The organism is Aquamicrobium sp. (assembly GCF_023954335.1).
Classification (GTDB): domain Bacteria; phylum Pseudomonadota; class Alphaproteobacteria; order Rhizobiales; family Rhizobiaceae; genus Aerobium.
The window spans coordinates 725,786-742,173 of the sequence record NZ_JAMLIE010000002.1; the positions used below are offsets into that span (position 1 = coordinate 725,786).

Annotated in this window: 18 protein-coding genes; 7 read left to right on the plus strand and 11 right to left on the minus strand. The window is 64.7% G+C overall.

Going from position 1 to position 16,388, the window contains the following annotated elements; all coding sequences use genetic code 11:
* The first annotated feature begins 40 nt into the window (after nucleotides 1-40).
* On the plus strand, nucleotides 41-331 hold the full coding sequence (locus M9945_RS16165; RefSeq protein ID WP_367929334.1) for a hypothetical protein: 291 nt from the start codon (nucleotides 41-43) through the stop codon (nucleotides 329-331).
* A gap of 44 nt (nucleotides 332-375) precedes the next feature.
* Here M9945_RS16165 and M9945_RS16170 read toward each other — a convergent pair whose 3' ends face one another.
* From M9945_RS16170 to M9945_RS16195, 6 genes are all read right to left on the minus strand, one after another.
* The gene (locus M9945_RS16170) at nucleotides 376-876 is read right to left on the minus strand and encodes a hypothetical protein (RefSeq protein WP_367929335.1); all 501 of its coding nucleotides are present in this window, start codon (nucleotides 874-876) and stop codon (nucleotides 376-378) included.
* Between the two features lie 39 nt (nucleotides 877-915).
* Nucleotides 916-1,407, minus strand: a complete 492-nt coding sequence (locus M9945_RS16175) for a hypothetical protein (RefSeq protein ID WP_367929336.1) — start codon at nucleotides 1,405-1,407, stop codon at nucleotides 916-918.
* Nucleotides 1,404-1,754 carry a hypothetical protein gene (locus tag M9945_RS16180; protein ID WP_367929337.1) on the minus strand — a complete coding sequence of 117 codons (351 nt, stop codon included), beginning with the start codon at nucleotides 1,752-1,754 and terminating at the stop codon, nucleotides 1,404-1,406. Before M9945_RS16180 ends, M9945_RS16175 begins: the two co-directional genes overlap by 4 nt.
* Before the next feature lie 100 nt (nucleotides 1,755-1,854).
* Entirely contained in the window at nucleotides 1,855-2,331 is a 477-nt protein-coding gene (locus M9945_RS16185; RefSeq protein WP_367929338.1) for a nuclear transport factor 2 family protein, read from the minus strand.
* Between the two features lie 162 nt (nucleotides 2,332-2,493).
* Entirely contained in the window at nucleotides 2,494-4,191 is a 1,698-nt protein-coding gene (locus M9945_RS16190) for an alpha/beta fold hydrolase (protein WP_367929339.1), read from the minus strand.
* A gap of 156 nt (nucleotides 4,192-4,347) precedes the next feature.
* Nucleotides 4,348-5,136 carry a hypothetical protein gene (locus M9945_RS16195; RefSeq protein WP_367929340.1) on the minus strand — a complete coding sequence of 263 codons (789 nt, stop codon included), beginning with the start codon at nucleotides 5,134-5,136 and terminating at the stop codon, nucleotides 4,348-4,350.
* 260 nt (nucleotides 5,137-5,396) lie between these two features.
* On the opposite strand from M9945_RS16195, the gene M9945_RS16200 reads away from it, so the two are divergent.
* From M9945_RS16200 to M9945_RS16210, 3 genes are all read left to right on the plus strand, one after another.
* A complete protein-coding gene (locus M9945_RS16200) occupies nucleotides 5,397-5,993 on the plus strand; it encodes a hypothetical protein (protein WP_367929341.1) in 597 nt (198 codons plus the stop codon).
* Nucleotides 5,994-6,120: 127 nt separating this feature from the next.
* Nucleotides 6,121-6,420: a hypothetical protein gene (locus tag M9945_RS16205; protein WP_367929342.1), complete on the plus strand. Its 300-nt coding sequence runs from the start codon at nucleotides 6,121-6,123 to the stop codon at nucleotides 6,418-6,420.
* 159 nt (nucleotides 6,421-6,579) lie between these two features.
* Nucleotides 6,580-6,930 carry a hypothetical protein gene (locus M9945_RS16210; protein WP_367929343.1) on the plus strand — a complete coding sequence of 117 codons (351 nt, stop codon included), beginning with the start codon at nucleotides 6,580-6,582 and terminating at the stop codon, nucleotides 6,928-6,930.
* Nucleotides 6,931-7,481: 551 nt separating this feature from the next.
* Here M9945_RS16210 and M9945_RS16215 read toward each other — a convergent pair.
* The 5 genes from M9945_RS16215 to M9945_RS16235 all read right to left on the minus strand — a co-directional run bounded on the left by M9945_RS16215 (nucleotide 7,482) and on the right by M9945_RS16235 (nucleotide 11,266).
* Complete coding sequence (locus M9945_RS16215) at nucleotides 7,482-8,042, minus strand: hypothetical protein (RefSeq protein ID WP_367929344.1); 561 nt, start codon at nucleotides 8,040-8,042, stop codon at nucleotides 7,482-7,484.
* Nucleotides 8,043-8,096: 54 nt separating this feature from the next.
* The gene (locus tag M9945_RS16220; RefSeq protein ID WP_367929345.1) at nucleotides 8,097-8,411 is read right to left on the minus strand and encodes a hypothetical protein; all 315 of its coding nucleotides are present in this window, start codon (nucleotides 8,409-8,411) and stop codon (nucleotides 8,097-8,099) included.
* A 78-nt stretch (nucleotides 8,412-8,489) separates the two neighbouring features.
* Complete coding sequence (locus M9945_RS16225) at nucleotides 8,490-9,098, minus strand: hypothetical protein (RefSeq protein ID WP_367929346.1); 609 nt, start codon at nucleotides 9,096-9,098, stop codon at nucleotides 8,490-8,492.
* A gap of 252 nt (nucleotides 9,099-9,350) precedes the next feature.
* Complete coding sequence (locus M9945_RS16230) at nucleotides 9,351-10,862, minus strand: tetratricopeptide repeat protein (protein ID WP_367929347.1); 1,512 nt, start codon at nucleotides 10,860-10,862, stop codon at nucleotides 9,351-9,353.
* Nucleotides 10,859-11,266: a hypothetical protein gene (locus M9945_RS16235; RefSeq protein WP_367929348.1), complete on the minus strand. Its 408-nt coding sequence runs from the start codon at nucleotides 11,264-11,266 to the stop codon at nucleotides 10,859-10,861. Before M9945_RS16235 ends, M9945_RS16230 begins: the two co-directional genes overlap by 4 nt.
* A 201-nt stretch (nucleotides 11,267-11,467) precedes the next feature.
* Between M9945_RS16235 and M9945_RS16240 the strand changes: the two genes are divergently transcribed.
* From M9945_RS16240 to M9945_RS16250, 3 genes are all read left to right on the plus strand, one after another.
* Entirely contained in the window at nucleotides 11,468-11,770 is a 303-nt protein-coding gene (locus M9945_RS16240; protein ID WP_367929349.1) for a hypothetical protein, read from the plus strand.
* A gap of 241 nt (nucleotides 11,771-12,011) precedes the next feature.
* Nucleotides 12,012-12,992 carry a helix-turn-helix domain-containing protein gene (locus M9945_RS16245; protein ID WP_367929350.1) on the plus strand — a complete coding sequence of 327 codons (981 nt, stop codon included), beginning with the start codon at nucleotides 12,012-12,014 and terminating at the stop codon, nucleotides 12,990-12,992.
* Nucleotides 12,993-13,196: 204 nt separating this feature from the next.
* Nucleotides 13,197-16,286 carry a hypothetical protein gene (locus M9945_RS16250; RefSeq protein WP_367929351.1) on the plus strand — a complete coding sequence of 1,030 codons (3,090 nt, stop codon included), beginning with the start codon at nucleotides 13,197-13,199 and terminating at the stop codon, nucleotides 16,284-16,286.
* Nucleotides 16,287-16,388: the final 102 nt, after the last annotated feature.

Consider the following 16,388-nt stretch of genomic DNA (forward strand, 5'->3'; position numbering starts at 1 on the left):
AATAGCCAATCTTGTCGAGATTGACGAGCAAGGCCGGTGAATGTCACGCTGGACAAGTGTTCTCTATTCGCGGCGGACAGGCACGTCTCGTTCGTCAGTGAAATGGAACAAAACCGGAGCGATCCTGTCTCAGTATTACAAGCAGATGCAGCGCGGAGGTGATGACGCAAGACGCATGTTGGAGGAGCGTCTTGCCCGCAAGGAGCTCGGTGATGTCGTCTATGACAAAGCGGCCTCCTATCATGACGACCGCGCTTTCAAGCTGTTTGGCGTCGTGTTCATCGTCGTGATGGCGGTCGTGATTTTTGGCATCGCATGGATGGGGTACTGAGTGCCCCCAAGAGAATGCTTGCGCGGACACGCCAAGTCCAGCTTCTATGCGGTTCCGGCAGGGTGCCCTGCCTCCCGCAGCCAGCGATGCACGGTGGCCACCGTGGCCTCGGCGCCACCTCGCGTCCAGAACTCTCGGAGCCGGAGCGCTGCGGTGTAACTGTCGGCGCGCGGGCTAAAGATGACACCGATGACGCCACCCGCCCTCCTGCCGACTTTCGTCCAGTCCACCGAAACAGTTTCCAATGCGTCCAAAGGGATCTGCTGGTCCCAATGGACCAAAGGGCCGGTGAACGAGGTCCGTACCAGTCCGCTGCGGCGATCGAGCTCCAGCGTCCGGCGGGCGAACAGCGCCCACACGCCGCCGAGGAGCATCACCAAACCCAACGCGGCAATGCACCATCCGAACCACGCATCGTCGCCCTCCTGGACAATCATGAAACCGAGCCAGATCACCGCCGGCCCTAGCGGGATGTTGACAAGCGCAGCCGGCAGGCGGCCGGCGCGCAGAACGAGACGTTCGGGCGTATTGGTGACGACCTTCATGATCTGAACCTCGGTTTTGGTGATCGCCGGCCGACATCGTCAACGGACCGCGATAAAGGAGAGTTTCTCGACCATCTCGAGAAACATTGAATCCGTCGCTGCCTCTACGGAATAGAACCAGCCCTGCCTCTGCCAGGCATAGATGCGTCCGGGCTGCCCGTATGCCTTGATCTCCCAGGCCCCGTTGAATTTGCCGCTGCGCCTGGAGTCGAACATCTTCGTCCGCTCGACGACCTGAGCGGCCTGCGCGTCGATGACGGCCTGGTCCGTGGAATGAACTATTGTGATCGAGGTTCTCGCCCCATACCGGGCAATATATCCGGCCGAATTGTTGTCCACCGACAGTCGTTCGATGCGACGTGGCGCGCCCGCGATGGTTTCAGGAAAGAGTTCTCCAGCGGTGGCACTGGCGGCGGGTGGAGGGAAGTCGGTATTGTAGTCCTCGCCGCCGGCAAAGATGAGATTGGCAACGGTAGGCGCCGCGATCGCGAGCAGGATCGCCCCCGCGATCCACAACAACAGCTTTTTCATGTTCTGTTCCTCTTGATATGCGGCAAAACGTATCGTCGCGCCAGGAGCCCGCAGAAAAGAGCTGCCGAGAAGTGAGCGAAAACGAGAAACACCGTGAAGATCACGGGACCGCCTTCGCCCAGCGTCCGGGGCAGCCCGGCCAGGACACCAGCGATCGCGGGTAAGAGGATCGAGGATCTGCCCTTCCATGCCGCGTATCCGACGAAGACGATCCCGGCGACGAGCGCCTGCCTCCAACCAATAAGCCAGGAGAACAGAAGACCGGCCAGTCCAGCCTGGAACACGTAGGCGCCTGTTCCGGTACCGCTTTGGTCGATCAGCACAAGCGTGCCGCCGAGCAGGCTCATGGTGGCGGCCCCGACGGGAGGACCGGCCAGAACGAAGATCAGGACGACGAGGACGCAGCGGCCAAGCGTCCGTCCCGTGACGAAGCCGGATCTTCCGATGTCATTGCGCCGGGGCAACGTGCATCATGTCGGCGCTGATGAGCCAGATATCGCCGTCCTTGCGGAAGTAGACGAGCGAGCGGCCGTTCGTCTTCTGCACCGCGCCCGATTTTCCGGTGATCTCCGAAGCCCATTCCCAGTAGGCAGCCGCGCGGTCGGCGCCGGATTCGACCCGGATGGTCCCGAACGCCATCCGGTTTCGGCCGTGCGAAAAGTTTCGCACGAAGACAGCCTTGATAGCATCGCGTCCGACGATGGGCGCCGCGCCGGGCGCGAGCATGATGGCGTCGGACGCATAGAGCGCCGCAATGGTTTCGGCGTCGCCGGCGGCCGTTGCAGTCGCGAATACTTCGGCGGCGTCTCGTGGGGACGCCACGCCCGATTGTGCAAAGGCGGGGAGCGACGTCGCCAAGGCGACCGCGAGCGCCAGAATTGCGGACCAGCCCCGGATGGCTCGCGTTTGCAGGTATTTTGTCAATCGTCTCTCCGTATGCCGCAAAGGTCTATGAGCTCCGGGATATTCCCGCAGCCCGCCAACGTCATACCCCCGCAGGGGTAGGAGACGCCGGCTCCACCGCGTTCGGCTGAACCTCCGGTCATCAACGGCCACGCCAGCGAGCAGGATGACAGCGGCTCCAGTTCAGAGGACCCGCTCCAGCGCGTCCAGGACGAAGCCCGGATCGGCATAGAACAGGAGCTGCCCTTGCGTCGGATGCTCGACAAGCTCGGCCCGGTCGCCGAGGCGGGCGGCGAAATTGCGTACGGTTTGCATGCCGACCACCGGGTCATGGCAGCCGTGCAGGAGCATGACCTTCTGGTCCGAGGACTCCACGACCGCGGTCCAGTCTTGCACCACTTGATGAGCATCGATCTCGAAGGCGCGATGGCCTTGCGCCACCGTAAAGCGATAGCCGTTCCGGAGGATGGCGAAGACCTCCGGGTGGCTTGCCACGTTGAAGTCCACCGGCGCCGATGCATAGAGCGCCTTCATGAAGGCGCGGTCCCCGCCACTGTCGAGAAGTGCGATGCCGGCGCGCAGGACGAGCGGCAGCAGTTTGGGCGCGAAGCGGGCTGTGTGGGCAACGACACGTTGGCGCGGCGTCATGATCGCGAATTGCGAGGTCGAGACTATGGGTACGCCCCCAGCAATGTTGACGATGTGGGTGATGCGCCGCCCCAGCCTGGCGGCCGCCGCAAAAGCGTAAACCGAACCCGCCATGTGGCCGATCACCGGACAGGATGAGATGCCGAGATGATCGAGCGTGGCTTCGATATCGGAAGCAAAGCGTTCCGGTGCTCCGGGCGCATCGCCGTCCGGGCTCGACCTGTCGAAGTTGGGGCGGACCGGGCAGATCAGCCGGATGTTCCGCTCGTCGAGGAGGGACCGGGCGGCACGGGTGATGCCATGCCCGTCGAGCATGCCGTGGAGGAACAGGACGGGACGCCCGCCGAGCGGGCCGATGACGGACACGTCGAGCAGCCGCGTGCCGCCAAGCATGATCGTCGTGCGCCCGTCGCCGCCGATCCGGCCAGCCGGGCTCAGCAGTTCCGGCGCGGCGTCCATCTGCATCAAACCCGCGATCATGCGCACGAGCTCAGCCTGATTGCGCAGTTCGAGCTTGCGCAACACGGATTTGGCCTGCGTCTTTACGGTCTGCTCCGAACGTCCCCGCTCCCGCGCGAGCCGGTCCAGGGGGAAGCCGGCGATAATGCCGCGGGCGATCTCGCACTCGGCCGGTGTGAGGCCGAACACCTGGCGCAGCAACTCGCCGATCCGTTCGCTCCATTCGATGTCGGCGACAGACAGCAGCGCGACCGGCCGGTCGCCGATCATGGGCGCTCGGGTAAGGGCGATGATAGGTGTGGTTCCATCCTTGGGGGACAGGACGCGGGTGACGGTCAGCAGGCGGCCGGGCGGCTCCTCCGCTATGCGGGAAAGCGCCTTCCTGATGTTGCTCAGTCCCGCCGCTTCGAGGCTCAGCACGTCGATCTTGTCGCCGGATGAAACCCCGAACAGCGTGCGCGCTCGACCGTTGACGGCGATGATCCGTCCAGATGGCTCGACTAGAACGGCGGGGCGGGATTCGCCGTCGACAAGCGCGCCGAAGGAACGTCCCTCGGCCCCCTGCCGGCCGAGCCGCTCGAGAATGGCGAAGGCGCGATTGAAATGGCGTTCGATCTCGGCCTGTGCCGCATCCGGGTCCGTCGCATCCTCTTCCGGCGACCCGGCAATCACCTCTTCGAGATGGACCTGCCAGCACGCCATGAAATCGTCATAGCGATGCGGGTCGATCGTCGACGCATAGACAAGGTCGATCAGTTTCGGTGTTTCCTCCAAGGACCGCCTCCGCTCCCGTTGCCGCAACGGCACCATAGACGCGGGCGGTCGCGCATTGGTCGCGGATTCGCGATATTTGGCGGGCTTGCAGAAAAAACTTACCCCTTATGGGGTATGCCGAAGACTATCCCTCATCGAGGCGGGCAGCGTTCGGTGTCACGCGCCGGGATCGACTTGCGGCGCCAGCCATCCGTCAAGCAGCATCTTGGTGTTCTTTGCCGATTCCTCAGTGAAGATCGGTCCGAAGGATAGAGGCACGGTTTTTCCGTTTCGTGTGCGTATCGCCACGGCATAGCTGGGCGTGGTCGACAGGGCCTGATTGGAAACGATCGCCACCTGCCGGACGTCGGCCAGAGGAACGTCGATTCTGGATTCTCCGTGCGAGAATGTCCGGCGCATGCGGACCGACAATTGCGACCTTGTTCGATCGCCCACGACCCTCACCGTCTGCAACGCCCGCAAGGTATAGGCCGCGCCGATCAGGCATGTCGCGGCGAGCAGAAGCGCGACGACGATCGAGTTCTCCCCGTAGCTCAGCTCGCCATCGCCTTCATCCGACATGGTCAGGCGCAGTTCGTCGGCCAGAAGCTGCTTTTCGTCACCATCCGCGAACGGGAGCTTGACCAGAATGTCGCCTTGCGTGGTCACCACCCGGATCTGGTAGGTGTTGATGAAACCCAGCGCAGTCTCCATGACGAGATCGACGTCCTTCACAGCGGCGACCGGCGCCTCGGATGTCTGCGTCGGGATGACGCCAAGAAACCGCACATCGTAACGGAAAATGCCGTCGGCGACGCTGACGTTGAACGAACTGCCGATCAACCAGATGACGATCGCGGCGGTTGCGGCCAATGAGACGGCGAAGGGGACCAGGATGCCAGCGGCAAGCGGCCGAAGGACAATGACGAGGCGCTCTGCCGTGTTGGAACTGACCTTGACCTTCATCCGAATATCCTGGGCATCGTTGTTCGGGCGTTGAAGCGGCCGTTGCATGCGGCGTACCATGCCGGCCGATGACTGAACGCCGCGACCATGCGCCCGCAAACGATCCGACCGTGAGCGATTCATGCCCGTATCGGCGCCCACACGCTTACCCCCTGCGGGGTATGCGCCCCACGGAAAAGAGGGACTTATAGGGTTGGCGAGGAGTATCGGTATGATGGCAGGCCGAGCCGCTGCGTCCCGCGGACCGGAGGGAGAATGGATTGAGCTCCGAAGCCGAGCTGAACACGGACAGCATCGCCGGACAAGCGCAGTTCAGCATACGCGGCAAGCGTGTGCGGCTGAAAGCCGACAGCGCCGGCCTTCAGATCGAGGGCGCGGGTGGAAGCCGCGCTCATCTTGCCGCCGGACAGTGGACGCTTGTCCGCCTCGGCGTCATCGACGTCAATTTCGGCGGCATCGGCTACGCGCTCGGCGGGATACGGCAGAACGAGCTGCGCGTCTGGTCAAGCGCGGCGCGCGAGCCCCTGACGGTCACTGTGGCCGATGACGCCGAAGGCTACCGTGAATTTGCGGCAACGGTGGCCAATGCGGCGCTTGCGCATGGCGTGCGTGTCGAGTCCGGGCGGGGCTGGGCCATTCCCGCAACCTTCTTCGTCGTGCTTCTCGTCACGATCTATGCAACCGGGCGTCCAGTGCTGCGGCAATTGCAGGAAGGCAGCGAGCTTTTCAGTGCTGCCATGGCGATGCTCACCGCTTGCGTCATCTTCGGCGGGCTCGTGATCTGGACATGGCGCATCTATGCGCCGCGCAGGCTATCCGACCGGGAGGCAGTTGCCAGGGCGTTGCGCCGCTCATAGTGCAAGTGCGTCGGATGCGCGCTGAAAAGGAGAGAGAATGGCGAGGGTTCCAGTGGTTGGCGGCCGTCTCGAACGGGACGCAAAGGAGGACGGAAGCGAACATTTCTGCCCAGGCTGCGGCGTCCGCATGAAATTCGTGCCGCGCTATCCCTGGCATTTCTGCCACGCCTGCCTGGAGCTTGCCGAGGACCATCAGGGGCGGCGGCTGGTGTTCCAGGCCACGTCGCCGCTCGGCGGATTCGGCTGGCGCTACGCCGAGGAGGCTGCGGCCAGCGCGGCGCCATGCAGCGCGGTCATCTGCCTGATCCGCAAGCGCGAGGTCGTGGTCACGGAAGCCCGGTTCGGTGGTGTGGTTGCCGAACCCCTCACGGCGCTGCCGACGGCCGGGCGTGGCAATCTGGGCGTGGTCCGCCTCTCGAAAGCATAGAACAGGCGAGCGGATCGAGGAAGCTGGGTCAGACAGGTTGAGACGCCGTCGCATACCCCTGCGGGAGTATGCGCGCCGATCCCGGTTCTCCTACGATCCGCGCCGAGCTCATTGGAGGCGGATATGCGAAAACGGGTTCTCGCCCTTGTGGCAATGGCGATGATGGCTGCCGTTCCTGCCGCCCAGGCCGGGTGCGGCATCGAAATCCGGTTCGAGAACAGGCTGGATCGGCAGATCGCGCTCGATCGCCAGTTGACCAAGGTCAGAACGGTCGGCCCCGGAACGAACCCGGTGGCGATCGGCCCCTGGCGGCGGCTGTTCGACGACGGATTCACGCTGCCGCCGAACAGCACGCGCGTCAAGCAGGTGAGCCTCGCGCAGGGCTGCAATGCCGGCTCGCGGCAGTTCAAGTTCGTTTTCGCGGCAGGGCTGGAGGTCCGGCACGTCAACAAGATCGTCGTGATCCCGGTCGACAGGAAGTTTCGCGTCCGGATTCGGGAATGGGAGTGAGCCGGCAGCCGGCCGGGCCAGCGGCGACAGGCGATCATCGCTCGGATTTACCCCACAGGTGGTATGCGGCCGCCGCCGTTCTTTTCGATCATGAGGCCGAATCGGAGGGTGTTCCGTTTCCGGGACCGGCGATCCGTCGATGATCCCGATACCCAAGGCAGCCAGTGGAAGAACGGAGGAACCATCGTGGGCTTTTGGAGACCGATAGCAATTGCGGGGCTGTTCACCCTCGGAGCGGCGGGGGCGGCCGATGCGGCGTGCGATCCGCCATGCGAGAAGGGCGAGGTCTGCCGCTACGAAGCGGCAGGCGATAACTTCTACTGTCAAGCGCCCGTCTTGAAACCGGAGACGAAGCCGAAACCGAAGCCGGGGCCGGACACGACGCCTCCGGCAGATGATACAACTACGCCAGACACGCAGCCAACGCCCAGGAAGAACTGAACTTGGCCGGGATGGACACGCTCGCTGGCAATAACCGCGAGCGTGTCAGTCCCCCGCTGCACGGGAGGAAGCCGGGTCCGGCTTGCGACGAGCCCGCTATGCCAGGCCGGCTACTTACCGAACGCCCGCCACGCCTTCGGGATCAGAAACCATTTGCCGTCGACGCGGAACAGGCCGTCATATCGCATGCCGACATCCTTGCCGGGCTCGGTATAGCGGAAGCCGTAGATGGCGGTGCCGGGCCGGAAATGATCGATCTGCTGGCGGTATCCGCCGGGCAATTCGCCAAGGTCGGGGCCGATCACCGTGATTTCGGTCTGACCGGGCTTGGCGGCGGATTGCCCAGTAGGCAGATTCCGATAGGTCAATTCCACATAGGCGCGCAGCCATTCGGCATCCCTCAGCTTATGGGAAATGGCGTTGATCTGGGGATTGGTAGGCTTCCATCGAACAGCATTGCCGAAGTCCTCGCGCAGGGCCTCGGCGATCTCGATGATCTCGGCCTCGAGGTCGTCCGCTGCGGCCGGGCTGGGCATCCCCGCTGCAAGCAATGCGAGTGTTGCAAAGGCTGTGATGGACAGGGAGCGCATGGCGCGATTGCTTTTTGCGCATGGCGCGGCGGCCATACGGGCTGATCGGTCGCGTGACGGTTCGGACAGGGCGGCTTGCATGGCGTCTCTCCTTCGCTGCTCGTCCGTCGATCCTTTCCGCGCGCGCGAGCCGTGTCATACCCCGGCTGGCGTATGCTCAGGCGCGTCGCCCGCGTAAGTATCGACCGGCGTCCAAGTCTCAAACTCCCAGGTTCCCGATGTCCCGATGACGCGATGCCACACCTGGGCGGTCTCGCGGTCGCGATACCAGAACTCGGCGGTTTTATCGGAAGGCAGGGGTTCAAGACGCTCCTTCAGCCGAAGGATATTGGGAGGATCGTACTTCCAAAGAAATCCCACTTCTCGCGGAAAGATCCACAGTTCCGGTTCCCCGACGATCCGCCACCAGAGCCATCTCAGGCGGCCATGAGGGTAGCGGCGCGCGATCATCGCTTCGCCCGGACGTTGGTGGCAAGGCGGATGCGAGCGTGTTCCCGCCGATAGGCCCCTTGCGGTTCCGATTGCCGGCTACGGCCTGTTCTCGCCTTCACCGCCGTCGCCCTCTTCACCCCCGCCCTCCAGATCGACCGAGGCACTGCCGCCGCCGCCGGATATTTCCGCGCTAACATCCCCTTGTGTTTCAATCGCCACAACCGCGACGATTGCCGTGATCGCGACTGCTGCTATCGCCACTATGGCGACTATCGCGACGACCGCAAGGTCATCTGCTATGAGCAGTTGGGTCTGGTATTCGCCCTGGTTGTCATCCGAACCGAACGTACCGGAGAGTTCGTCGCCACGCAGCCGGGCAGTGATCGTGCCGCTCTTCCTCAGGTTGCCAGCCCTGATCGAAACCTGGAGCTCGCCTCCTTCGAGCATGGCTCCCAGCTTGTCGGTGTCGACTTTCCTTACCCTCATAGTTCTGTTGTAGGTCTTACCGTTCGCGGAGAACCTGACGCCGTAACGAAGCTCGTCGCGGCCGTCGAAGACAGTTATCCTGCCGTTGAACCTGGTGCTTCGGATCACTACCGCGGCAATCTCGCGTGCGCTCTGCGCCCGCACCGTCGATGGCATGATGCCGACCAGGCCGGCGGCGACGACGAGCCCCGCCGCTTTGATGAATTCACGTTTATCCATTTCGTGCTCCTGTCTTGAAGCGAGCTGATTCACCGAGGGAGCATCTCGGGCGGGCCTGAGCCGGAAATGTCCGCCGGCTTGGCCGCGTGTTCTGCCCTCTGGGTATGCACTTCACTCACACTTGGTAGCGGCCGTCTCGCCCACGGTCATACCCCCGAGTGGGTATGCGATCCGAGCGCAAGCGCTGATCCAAAAGGGGCCGCTGCGCTTCTCCGGCTCTCTGTAGATCAGGCGGCAAGCGCCTTAGGAAATTCAGTTTGCCTCGGCTTCCTTCGCCCTGGCGGCCCACATCGCGGCCTTGGCGGCATCCTGCTCGACACCCTTGCCGTCGCGGTAGGCTTCCGCGACGTTCTTCATGCCATCGACGTCACCCATCTCGGCGGCCTTCAGCATCCACGCGAACCCCGTCTCCAGGTCGAGTTCGGCCGCAATGCCGAGATAGAGCATGCTCCCGTAATTGTTCATGCCCACGGGGTCGCCGCCCTCGGCGCCAAGCTTGAAGAGGCGCAGCGCCTCATGCTGGTTCTTCTTGACGCCCATGCCTTCGAGATAGAAATATCCAAGCCGTGTCATGGCTTCCGCCAGACCGGCATTGGCCGCCCGGCGCGTCCAGTAGACGCCTTTGGCGATGTCGGCCCGGCCGCCCATCCGGCCCTCGCTGAACCAGTCTCCCGCGTTCTTCATGCCCCAGGGTTCCCCAAGCTCGGCGGCGCGCAGGAACCATTTGCCGGCCTCGACATCGTCGGCCTCGACCCCGCGACCGTTGCTGTAGGCGGCGCCGACCGCGTTGACCGCCTCGGGAATATCCAATGCCGCCGCCTTCCGATACCAATCGAGCGCAGCCTTTAGGTCGACCGCCGTGCCCACTCCTCGCTCATACGCATCAGCGAGGTTGAACATGCCGCCGGCGCTGCGCGCTTCGGCGGCCTGGCGGTAGAGAGCGAAGGCTTGTGCCGGGTCTGCCGGGACGCCGGCGCCGTCCACATATTTGTGGCCGAGCTGCCATGCGGCGTCGGCATGGCCCGCGTCGGCGGCCTGCCGCAGGAAAATGATCGCCTGGGCGTCGTCCCGATCCACGCCCAGCCCGTCCGAGAACATGATGCCTGCCATGTAGGCGCCGCCCGCAATGCCGGACGCAGCCGCCTCCCGGAAACGATCGAGCAGCGCCGCGTACTCCGCTCTCGTCCCGGCGGTGTCGAAGCCGGCGAGGGCCAGCTCGAAAGCGGCCCCCTTGTGTCCGGCCGACGCAGCAAACTCGAAATGCTCGGCTGCCTTCGCCTGGTCCTTCTCCAGGCCGGTCCCGGCCTTGTAGAGGATGCCCAGATTGTAGTGGCCAGTCGGATCACCAAGATCGGCCGCCGACTGGTAGAGGCGGATGGCCTGCGCCATGTCCGGCGCCGTGCCGCGGCCATGCTCATAGGCTTGGCCCAGCATCGCCTGCGCAGCCGGATAGAGCATCATGGAGGCTTTGCCGTACTGCGCGAACGCTTCCTCGACTTCACCGGCAGCGTCGAGGACGCGCCCGAGTTGGAAATAGAGTCGAGGATCACCTGGCTTCTGCGATTGCGCGCCGGTACAGGCCTGGCGAGCCTTGTCGATGTCGATCGCCGCGCGCTCCACGCCAAGCGCGTTGCGGTTCATATCGAGCGGGTCCGAAGCCATGCTGTCGCAGACGCGGACGAGATCGACGGTATTGGCGAAGGCCGGCATTACGGGCGACAACGCCAAAAGGAAGATCGGAAGGGTGCGAAGGCCGCGCATCATCGGTCCTGTTCCTGTGCTCTGGTGGATTTCGGAACGTCGCCGGCCGGATTGTTCACGAGGTCGGCGGCGATACGCTCGGCGATGGCGGGCATCGCCATGCCGGGATCGGCGGGGCAGGATGCAAGCAGGTGCGAATGGATGTGGCTCGACAGAGCCGCAAACGGCCAGGCCGTGGCAAGATCGGGCGCGGCGGCGGACAAGCCACCGCTGACATAGCCCGTGATCCAATACAGCATCCGCTCGGCGCGCTCGCGGGTGGCAGGCGCGCCCGCGCCGATATAGTCGGCGCAGCTATAGGTCGCTGGATCCTGCCGCAACGCGATCTGCGCCGAGGCCGCGGACGGCGTAAGCGCCGCGCATGAGGCCGTCACGGCCAAGACCAGCCTGCCGGGCGGTTTGGGCAAGTCTCGTTCCTCCGCTTCGTCATCGTCGTGTCGCCCATGCCGCCCCGATTGGACGATCCAGCCGGCTGGCGCGCAAGGCATCGCTATCCTGCTCTTTCTACGAGGCGGTGATCGTCGCGGCATACCCCGGCGGGGGTATGATCTGCGCCCAGGGGCGTCTTATGGAACAGGATGTCGCGCGTCCGATTTCGAGGTTCACCGATGACACCATTGACCGAAGCCTTCATGACGATCTGGCCGGCGCTGATGCTGGTGATGTTCGTCGGCGCGATCGCGCTGTCCTACCAGATCGAGAAGCGCTCGCCCGATCTCGTCAACAGGACCGGCGTCCCGCGCATGGCGATGTTCTTTCACACCATCACGAACATGAAGGTGGCGCGGGACGGCAAGACCCAATCCATGCGGCGCGTCATGCTGCTGCTGCTGGCAGGCGTGATTGTGTTGTTTGTCGTCGTCGCCTTCGTGGTCAGCGGCATTGAGCAGCCAATGTCCGACGCCGCATAGCCCAGGGATATGACTAAGCCGGCGGCGATCACGCCAACTTTGTGCGGCGTTGACTGCCCATCATACCCTTTCAAGGGTATGACGCCACGGCGGCTATGCGCCATGATCGGCGCGATGATCCCAGCCTGCGCGACAGCTATGTCCGCTTTCGTCCGGCTCGGGTATTGTTATCGGGGCATCATAGGTCCCGGCCGGGCGCGGGTCTCTAGGCGTCGGTGGGACTGAGGGGCAAGGCGCGAACATGGACAATGCGGGAGGATTGATCCGGTTTTCCACGATGCAGGCCGCTGCCGGGACGGACGCGAGTGTCGAGGAAGTCTATGCTCAGGTCACGCGAATGAACATCGCCTCGGTCGATGAAGCCGCCCTCGACGTCGACATGTCGCTGAGGCTTCTGCCCGGTGTTGCCATTGCTGCGATCACGGCCTCGCCCTACAGGGTGGAGCGCACGCACGAGCAGACGATCGATGGGAACGACGATTTCGTATTGACGATCGTGCGCCAGGCAGGGGTTGCAGGAGGGCAGGCCGGTCGCGGTGCCGAACTGCAGACCGGGGAGGCTTTCCTGTTCCACAACGACGGGCGAATGACCGCCGTGGCTCCGATCGGTGCCAGGGTCATCAATGTTGCGGTGCCGAAAGGACTGATTGTTCCGGTCGTCAAGGACATCGACGCGGTGCTGAAAGACAAGCTGCCGCGCTCTATGCCGCTTGCGCTGCTCGCCTCCTATGCGGAAGGACTAATGGCGGACATCCCGCTGACGCCGGAAGCGGGACGCATGGCCGGTTCTCATATGCGCGATCTGATTGTTGCGGTGATGAACGCGCAGCCCGAGGCCCTGGAGGAAACGAGCTCTCGCGGCGTCCAGGCCGCACGGCTGGCCGCCATCAAGCATGATATTGCCGAGAATCTCGCAGATCCCGGATTGTCGCTCGATGCGGTGGCGATCCGGCATGGGATTTCGCCGCACTATATTCGGCTGCTGTTCAATCAGGACGGCACGGCGTTCTCCGACTATGTGCGCGAGCAGCGCCTGCTTGCGGCGTTCCGGCATCTGACCGATTGGAGATCGGAACGCCTTTCGATCACCGCCATCGCCTTCGAGTGCGGATTCGGCGACCTGTCCTGGTTCAATCAGGCGTTCAAGAGGCGGTTCGGACGGACCCCCTCGGATGTCCGCCATGCCGAGGATCGCAAGCACGGCGGCGCCAGTTTCAACTAGCGCAGAACCCCGGCGATACTAGCGCTGAGCCCTGTTCGCCCGCTTGCGGAAAGGCTAACCTCCACCTTGGTGACGAATGCCATGCGTGCAAGCGGCTTGTGCCGGGCAGCAAGGTTCGTGCGCCAGGGGGCGAGGCCAGACCATTCGATCCGTGCGGTTCATTCTGCCTGACGCGCTCCCGGCTGCATCAGGTGGAGGCACGCGATGGACAAGGGAGGCATCAGATACGCGGTCGGATCGAACGCCGGCCACCGGCCGTCATCCGTGGTTCGCCGCGACGCCTCCAGCTTCCTGGTGAAATCGACAAGGCCGGTTATCTGGATCGGCGCGCCAGCCGGAAGCGGCAAGACGACGCTCGCCACCCAGATTTGCGACCAGTCCGGTCATCCGTTCGTCTGGTTGCGCGTCGAGGCGCGCATGGCCGACATGGGCGCTTTCCTCACCGCCCTGGTCGCCACGTTCCGAAAGACATTCCCGCATGAGGCGCTCCCGGCCCTTGGGCCGGAGGACATCGCCTTTCCAGTCGATTTCCTGCGGCGCCTCATCGCGGCGGGTAGCGGTGGCAACCCCATGCTCCTCGTCCTCGACGATCTGCATGTCCTGCCGGCCGATGCGCCGCCGCTTCAGGTGCTCGCCGGCGCAAGGCGCGACATCAGCGACGATGTTCGCATCGTACTCGTTTCGCGCGAGCCTCCACATCCGGCATGGTTGTGGTTCAACGCCCGCGGCGAGCTCGAACGTGTCGGGTCGGACAGCCTTCGTCTCAACGAAAGCGAGGCGGGCGCGCTGCTGACGGCGCATGCCGGCATCGACTCCGGCTGGACCGCGTCCACTCTGCTTGAGGCATCGGGCGGCTGGGTGCTCGGCGCGAGGCTGCTGCTGCAAACCGCGGCCTTCCCGCCGCAGGAGGACATCGAGGCAGGTCTGTCGGAAGCGACCGGCGATCTGCTGGACCTCATCGCGCACGAGCTGGTCGCGCCGCTGGAGGAGGAGGATCGCCGGCTGGTCCTGAAGGTCGCCAGCCTGCCCAGCATGCCGGTCCCGGTGCTGGCTCATGCGCTGAACGCGCCGGGCGCGGAGCGGACCTTGAACCGGCTCGCCCGGCAGATGCTTTTCGTCGAGCGCGACGGGCGGGGCCGGCTGCAATTTCACGATCTCCTCAAGGCGGCGATCGAGCGTTGCTATCCCGACGCGGTGTCCCCCGAAGAGGCCGTGGCTCTCGGCGCTCGCGCGGGCGAGGCGTTGATCCAGCGTGGCGAGATTACCGACGGACTCGCGCTGCTCGCGTCCTCGGGCGCCTGGGACGCGCTCGCCAAGGCCGTGCCGGCTCACGCCCCGGCCATGAAGGACAAGGGCGAATTGGGCGTCGTGCTGACCGCGCTGGAGCCCCTGCCTGAACCCATCCGCGACCAAAGCATCGCGCTGCGCTACTGGCACGGCGTTTCGCTGCTCAGCCTCAATCCGCCCCGCGCCCGACAACTCCTGTCCGGCACGCTCGACGCCGCGCGGGCGGCGAAGGAGGAGGCGCTGCTCATCCCGATCTGGACGGCCCTCGTCGATGCGATCTGGCTGGAATGGGTCGATTGCAGCCTGTTCGATCCGCTCATCGCGATGCTTCCCAAGCTGGAGCCGCTCGCCGCCCGGCTTGGCGCGGACCACCAATCCATGCTGGCGCGCGGGGCCTTCGCCGCCATGTCGTTCCGCTGCCCCGACCATCCCGACTACCCGAAATGGGAGCAGCGCAATCTCGACTTCTACTGGCAGCCCATGCCGCGCCACGAGACGATCCGGCGCGGCATCCACCTGATGTTCCGCTACTGCTTCGGCGAGGGAGACCGCTGGAAGGTGATGCAGGTCCGCTCGCGCCTCAACCAGGTGTTCGACGAGGCCGCGGCGCCCGTCGCTGACATCTGCACGCGCCATGTGGTCTCGGCCGAATACCTGTCGATCTTCGAGGCGGCCGGCGAGGAAACCTTCCGCGCCGTCGATGACGGATTGGCGGCCAATGCGCGCCACCAGCAGACTTTTTGGGACGGCACGCTCCTCAATGCCGGCCTGTTCAAGGCCGCCGCACTCGAGAACCGTGACCGGCTGAACGCTTATCTGGCGCTGTTGGCCGAACGTCTCGGTCCGGCGACCCATCCCAATCACGTTGCGTTCCACGAGCACTTCACCGCCTATCGGCAGTGGCTGGATGGGGAGCACCAAGCCGCGCTGACGCATATCATGCCGGCCTATCGCACCGGCGAGCGCAGCGGGATGGCGCTCTTTCCGGTACACTACGGCAACGGTGTTGCGACGATCCTCCATTCGCTGGGCCGGCGCCGTGAGGCGCTTGGCTGGATGCGTCGGGCGCGGCGGGCGGCAACGCGGCAGCAGAGCCCGCTGCTGGTCTTCCTGACGCATCTGCGGGGTGCCGCCCTTGCGCTATCCTGCGGGCGGGAGGACCGGGCGCACCGCTATCTTCGCATCGCGCTCCCGGCCGGCGCCAGCATGAGAATATATCTCCACCCCTGGATCCGGCGCTGCGAGATGGCCCAACTCCTTCAGGCGGCGATCGAGGCAGACATCGAGACGGAGTATGCTGGCGAGTTGATGCGGGTTCTCGGCCTTGCCGCCGAGCTTTCCGGGACGGCGGCGCAGGCGATCCGCATCACCTCGCTCGGCCGTTTCGACGCGACGGCCGGAGACCGCTCCCGCATGACCTCCGCCAAATTGCAGCGCGGCCCGATCGCGCTTGCCGTCCACCTGATCGCCGCCGGACCGACCGGAGAAAGCGCCGAGACGCTGGCGGACCGGATGTGGCGCAACGTCGATGCGGACACGTCGCGCAAGCGCATGAAATCCACGGTCTATCGCCTGCGGCAGATGCTGGGCGCCGCCGATGCCGTGCAGACGCAAGGCGGCCGCATCGCGCTCGATCCGGGCCGCGTTACGGTCGACTCCTGGGATCTGGATGCGCTGGCGAGCGCGCCGGGCTGGACGGCGGAAGCGCGCTATGCCGAGGCGCTGCGGCTCTATGCGGGTCCGTTCGTCCAGCATCATGCCGACGACGCCAGCCTGATGGTCTATGCGCAGCGCATCGAGACGGTCGCCGTCGGAATATGCACCGCCTTCGCGCAGTCGCTCATCCTGACGGGCGATTGGCCCCGCGCGCTCCGGGTCGCGCGCGAAGGTCTCGACCGCATCGGCTATCATGAGCGCCTGTTCGATCTGGCGACCCAGGCGGCCGAACATCTCGGCCGCGATGCGGAACTCGAAGCTCTGGAAGACCTCCTCTCGCGCTCGAACTGAGCGAAGCGCGGGGCCAGGCTTCGATGCCGTGTGGCCGCACGGCAACACCGGCGTATTCATCTGAAAATCTTCGCAAATCAACCGTTTGAAGCGCAATCCGCG

Excerpts from the sequence above, each read along its gene's own strand:
- M9945_RS16165 (WP_367929334.1), top strand. The coding sequence starts at position 41 with ATGTCACGCTGGACAAGTGTTCTCTATTCGCGGCGGACAGGCACGTCT.
- M9945_RS16170 (WP_367929335.1), bottom strand. The coding sequence starts at position 876 with ATGAAGGTCGTCACCAATACGCCCGAACGTCTCGTTCTGCGCGCCGGC.
- M9945_RS16175 (WP_367929336.1), bottom strand. The coding sequence starts at position 1,407 with ATGAAAAAGCTGTTGTTGTGGATCGCGGGGGCGATCCTGCTCGCGATC.
- M9945_RS16180 (WP_367929337.1), bottom strand. The coding sequence starts at position 1,754 with ATGAGCCTGCTCGGCGGCACGCTTGTGCTGATCGACCAAAGCGGTACC.
- M9945_RS16195 (WP_367929340.1), bottom strand. The coding sequence starts at position 5,136 with ATGAAGGTCAAGGTCAGTTCCAACACGGCAGAGCGCCTCGTCATTGTC.
- M9945_RS16205 (WP_367929342.1), top strand. The coding sequence starts at position 6,121 with ATGAAATTCGTGCCGCGCTATCCCTGGCATTTCTGCCACGCCTGCCTG.
- M9945_RS16210 (WP_367929343.1), top strand. The coding sequence starts at position 6,580 with ATGATGGCTGCCGTTCCTGCCGCCCAGGCCGGGTGCGGCATCGAAATC.
- M9945_RS16215 (WP_367929344.1), bottom strand. The coding sequence starts at position 8,042 with ATGCAAGCCGCCCTGTCCGAACCGTCACGCGACCGATCAGCCCGTATG.
- M9945_RS16220 (WP_367929345.1), bottom strand. The coding sequence starts at position 8,411 with ATGATCGCGCGCCGCTACCCTCATGGCCGCCTGAGATGGCTCTGGTGG.
- M9945_RS16225 (WP_367929346.1), bottom strand. The coding sequence starts at position 9,098 with ATGGATAAACGTGAATTCATCAAAGCGGCGGGGCTCGTCGTCGCCGCC.
- M9945_RS16230 (WP_367929347.1), bottom strand. The coding sequence starts at position 10,862 with ATGATGCGCGGCCTTCGCACCCTTCCGATCTTCCTTTTGGCGTTGTCG.
- M9945_RS16240 (WP_367929349.1), top strand. The coding sequence starts at position 11,468 with ATGACACCATTGACCGAAGCCTTCATGACGATCTGGCCGGCGCTGATG.
- M9945_RS16245 (WP_367929350.1), top strand. The coding sequence starts at position 12,012 with ATGGACAATGCGGGAGGATTGATCCGGTTTTCCACGATGCAGGCCGCT.
- M9945_RS16250 (WP_367929351.1), top strand. The coding sequence starts at position 13,197 with ATGGACAAGGGAGGCATCAGATACGCGGTCGGATCGAACGCCGGCCAC.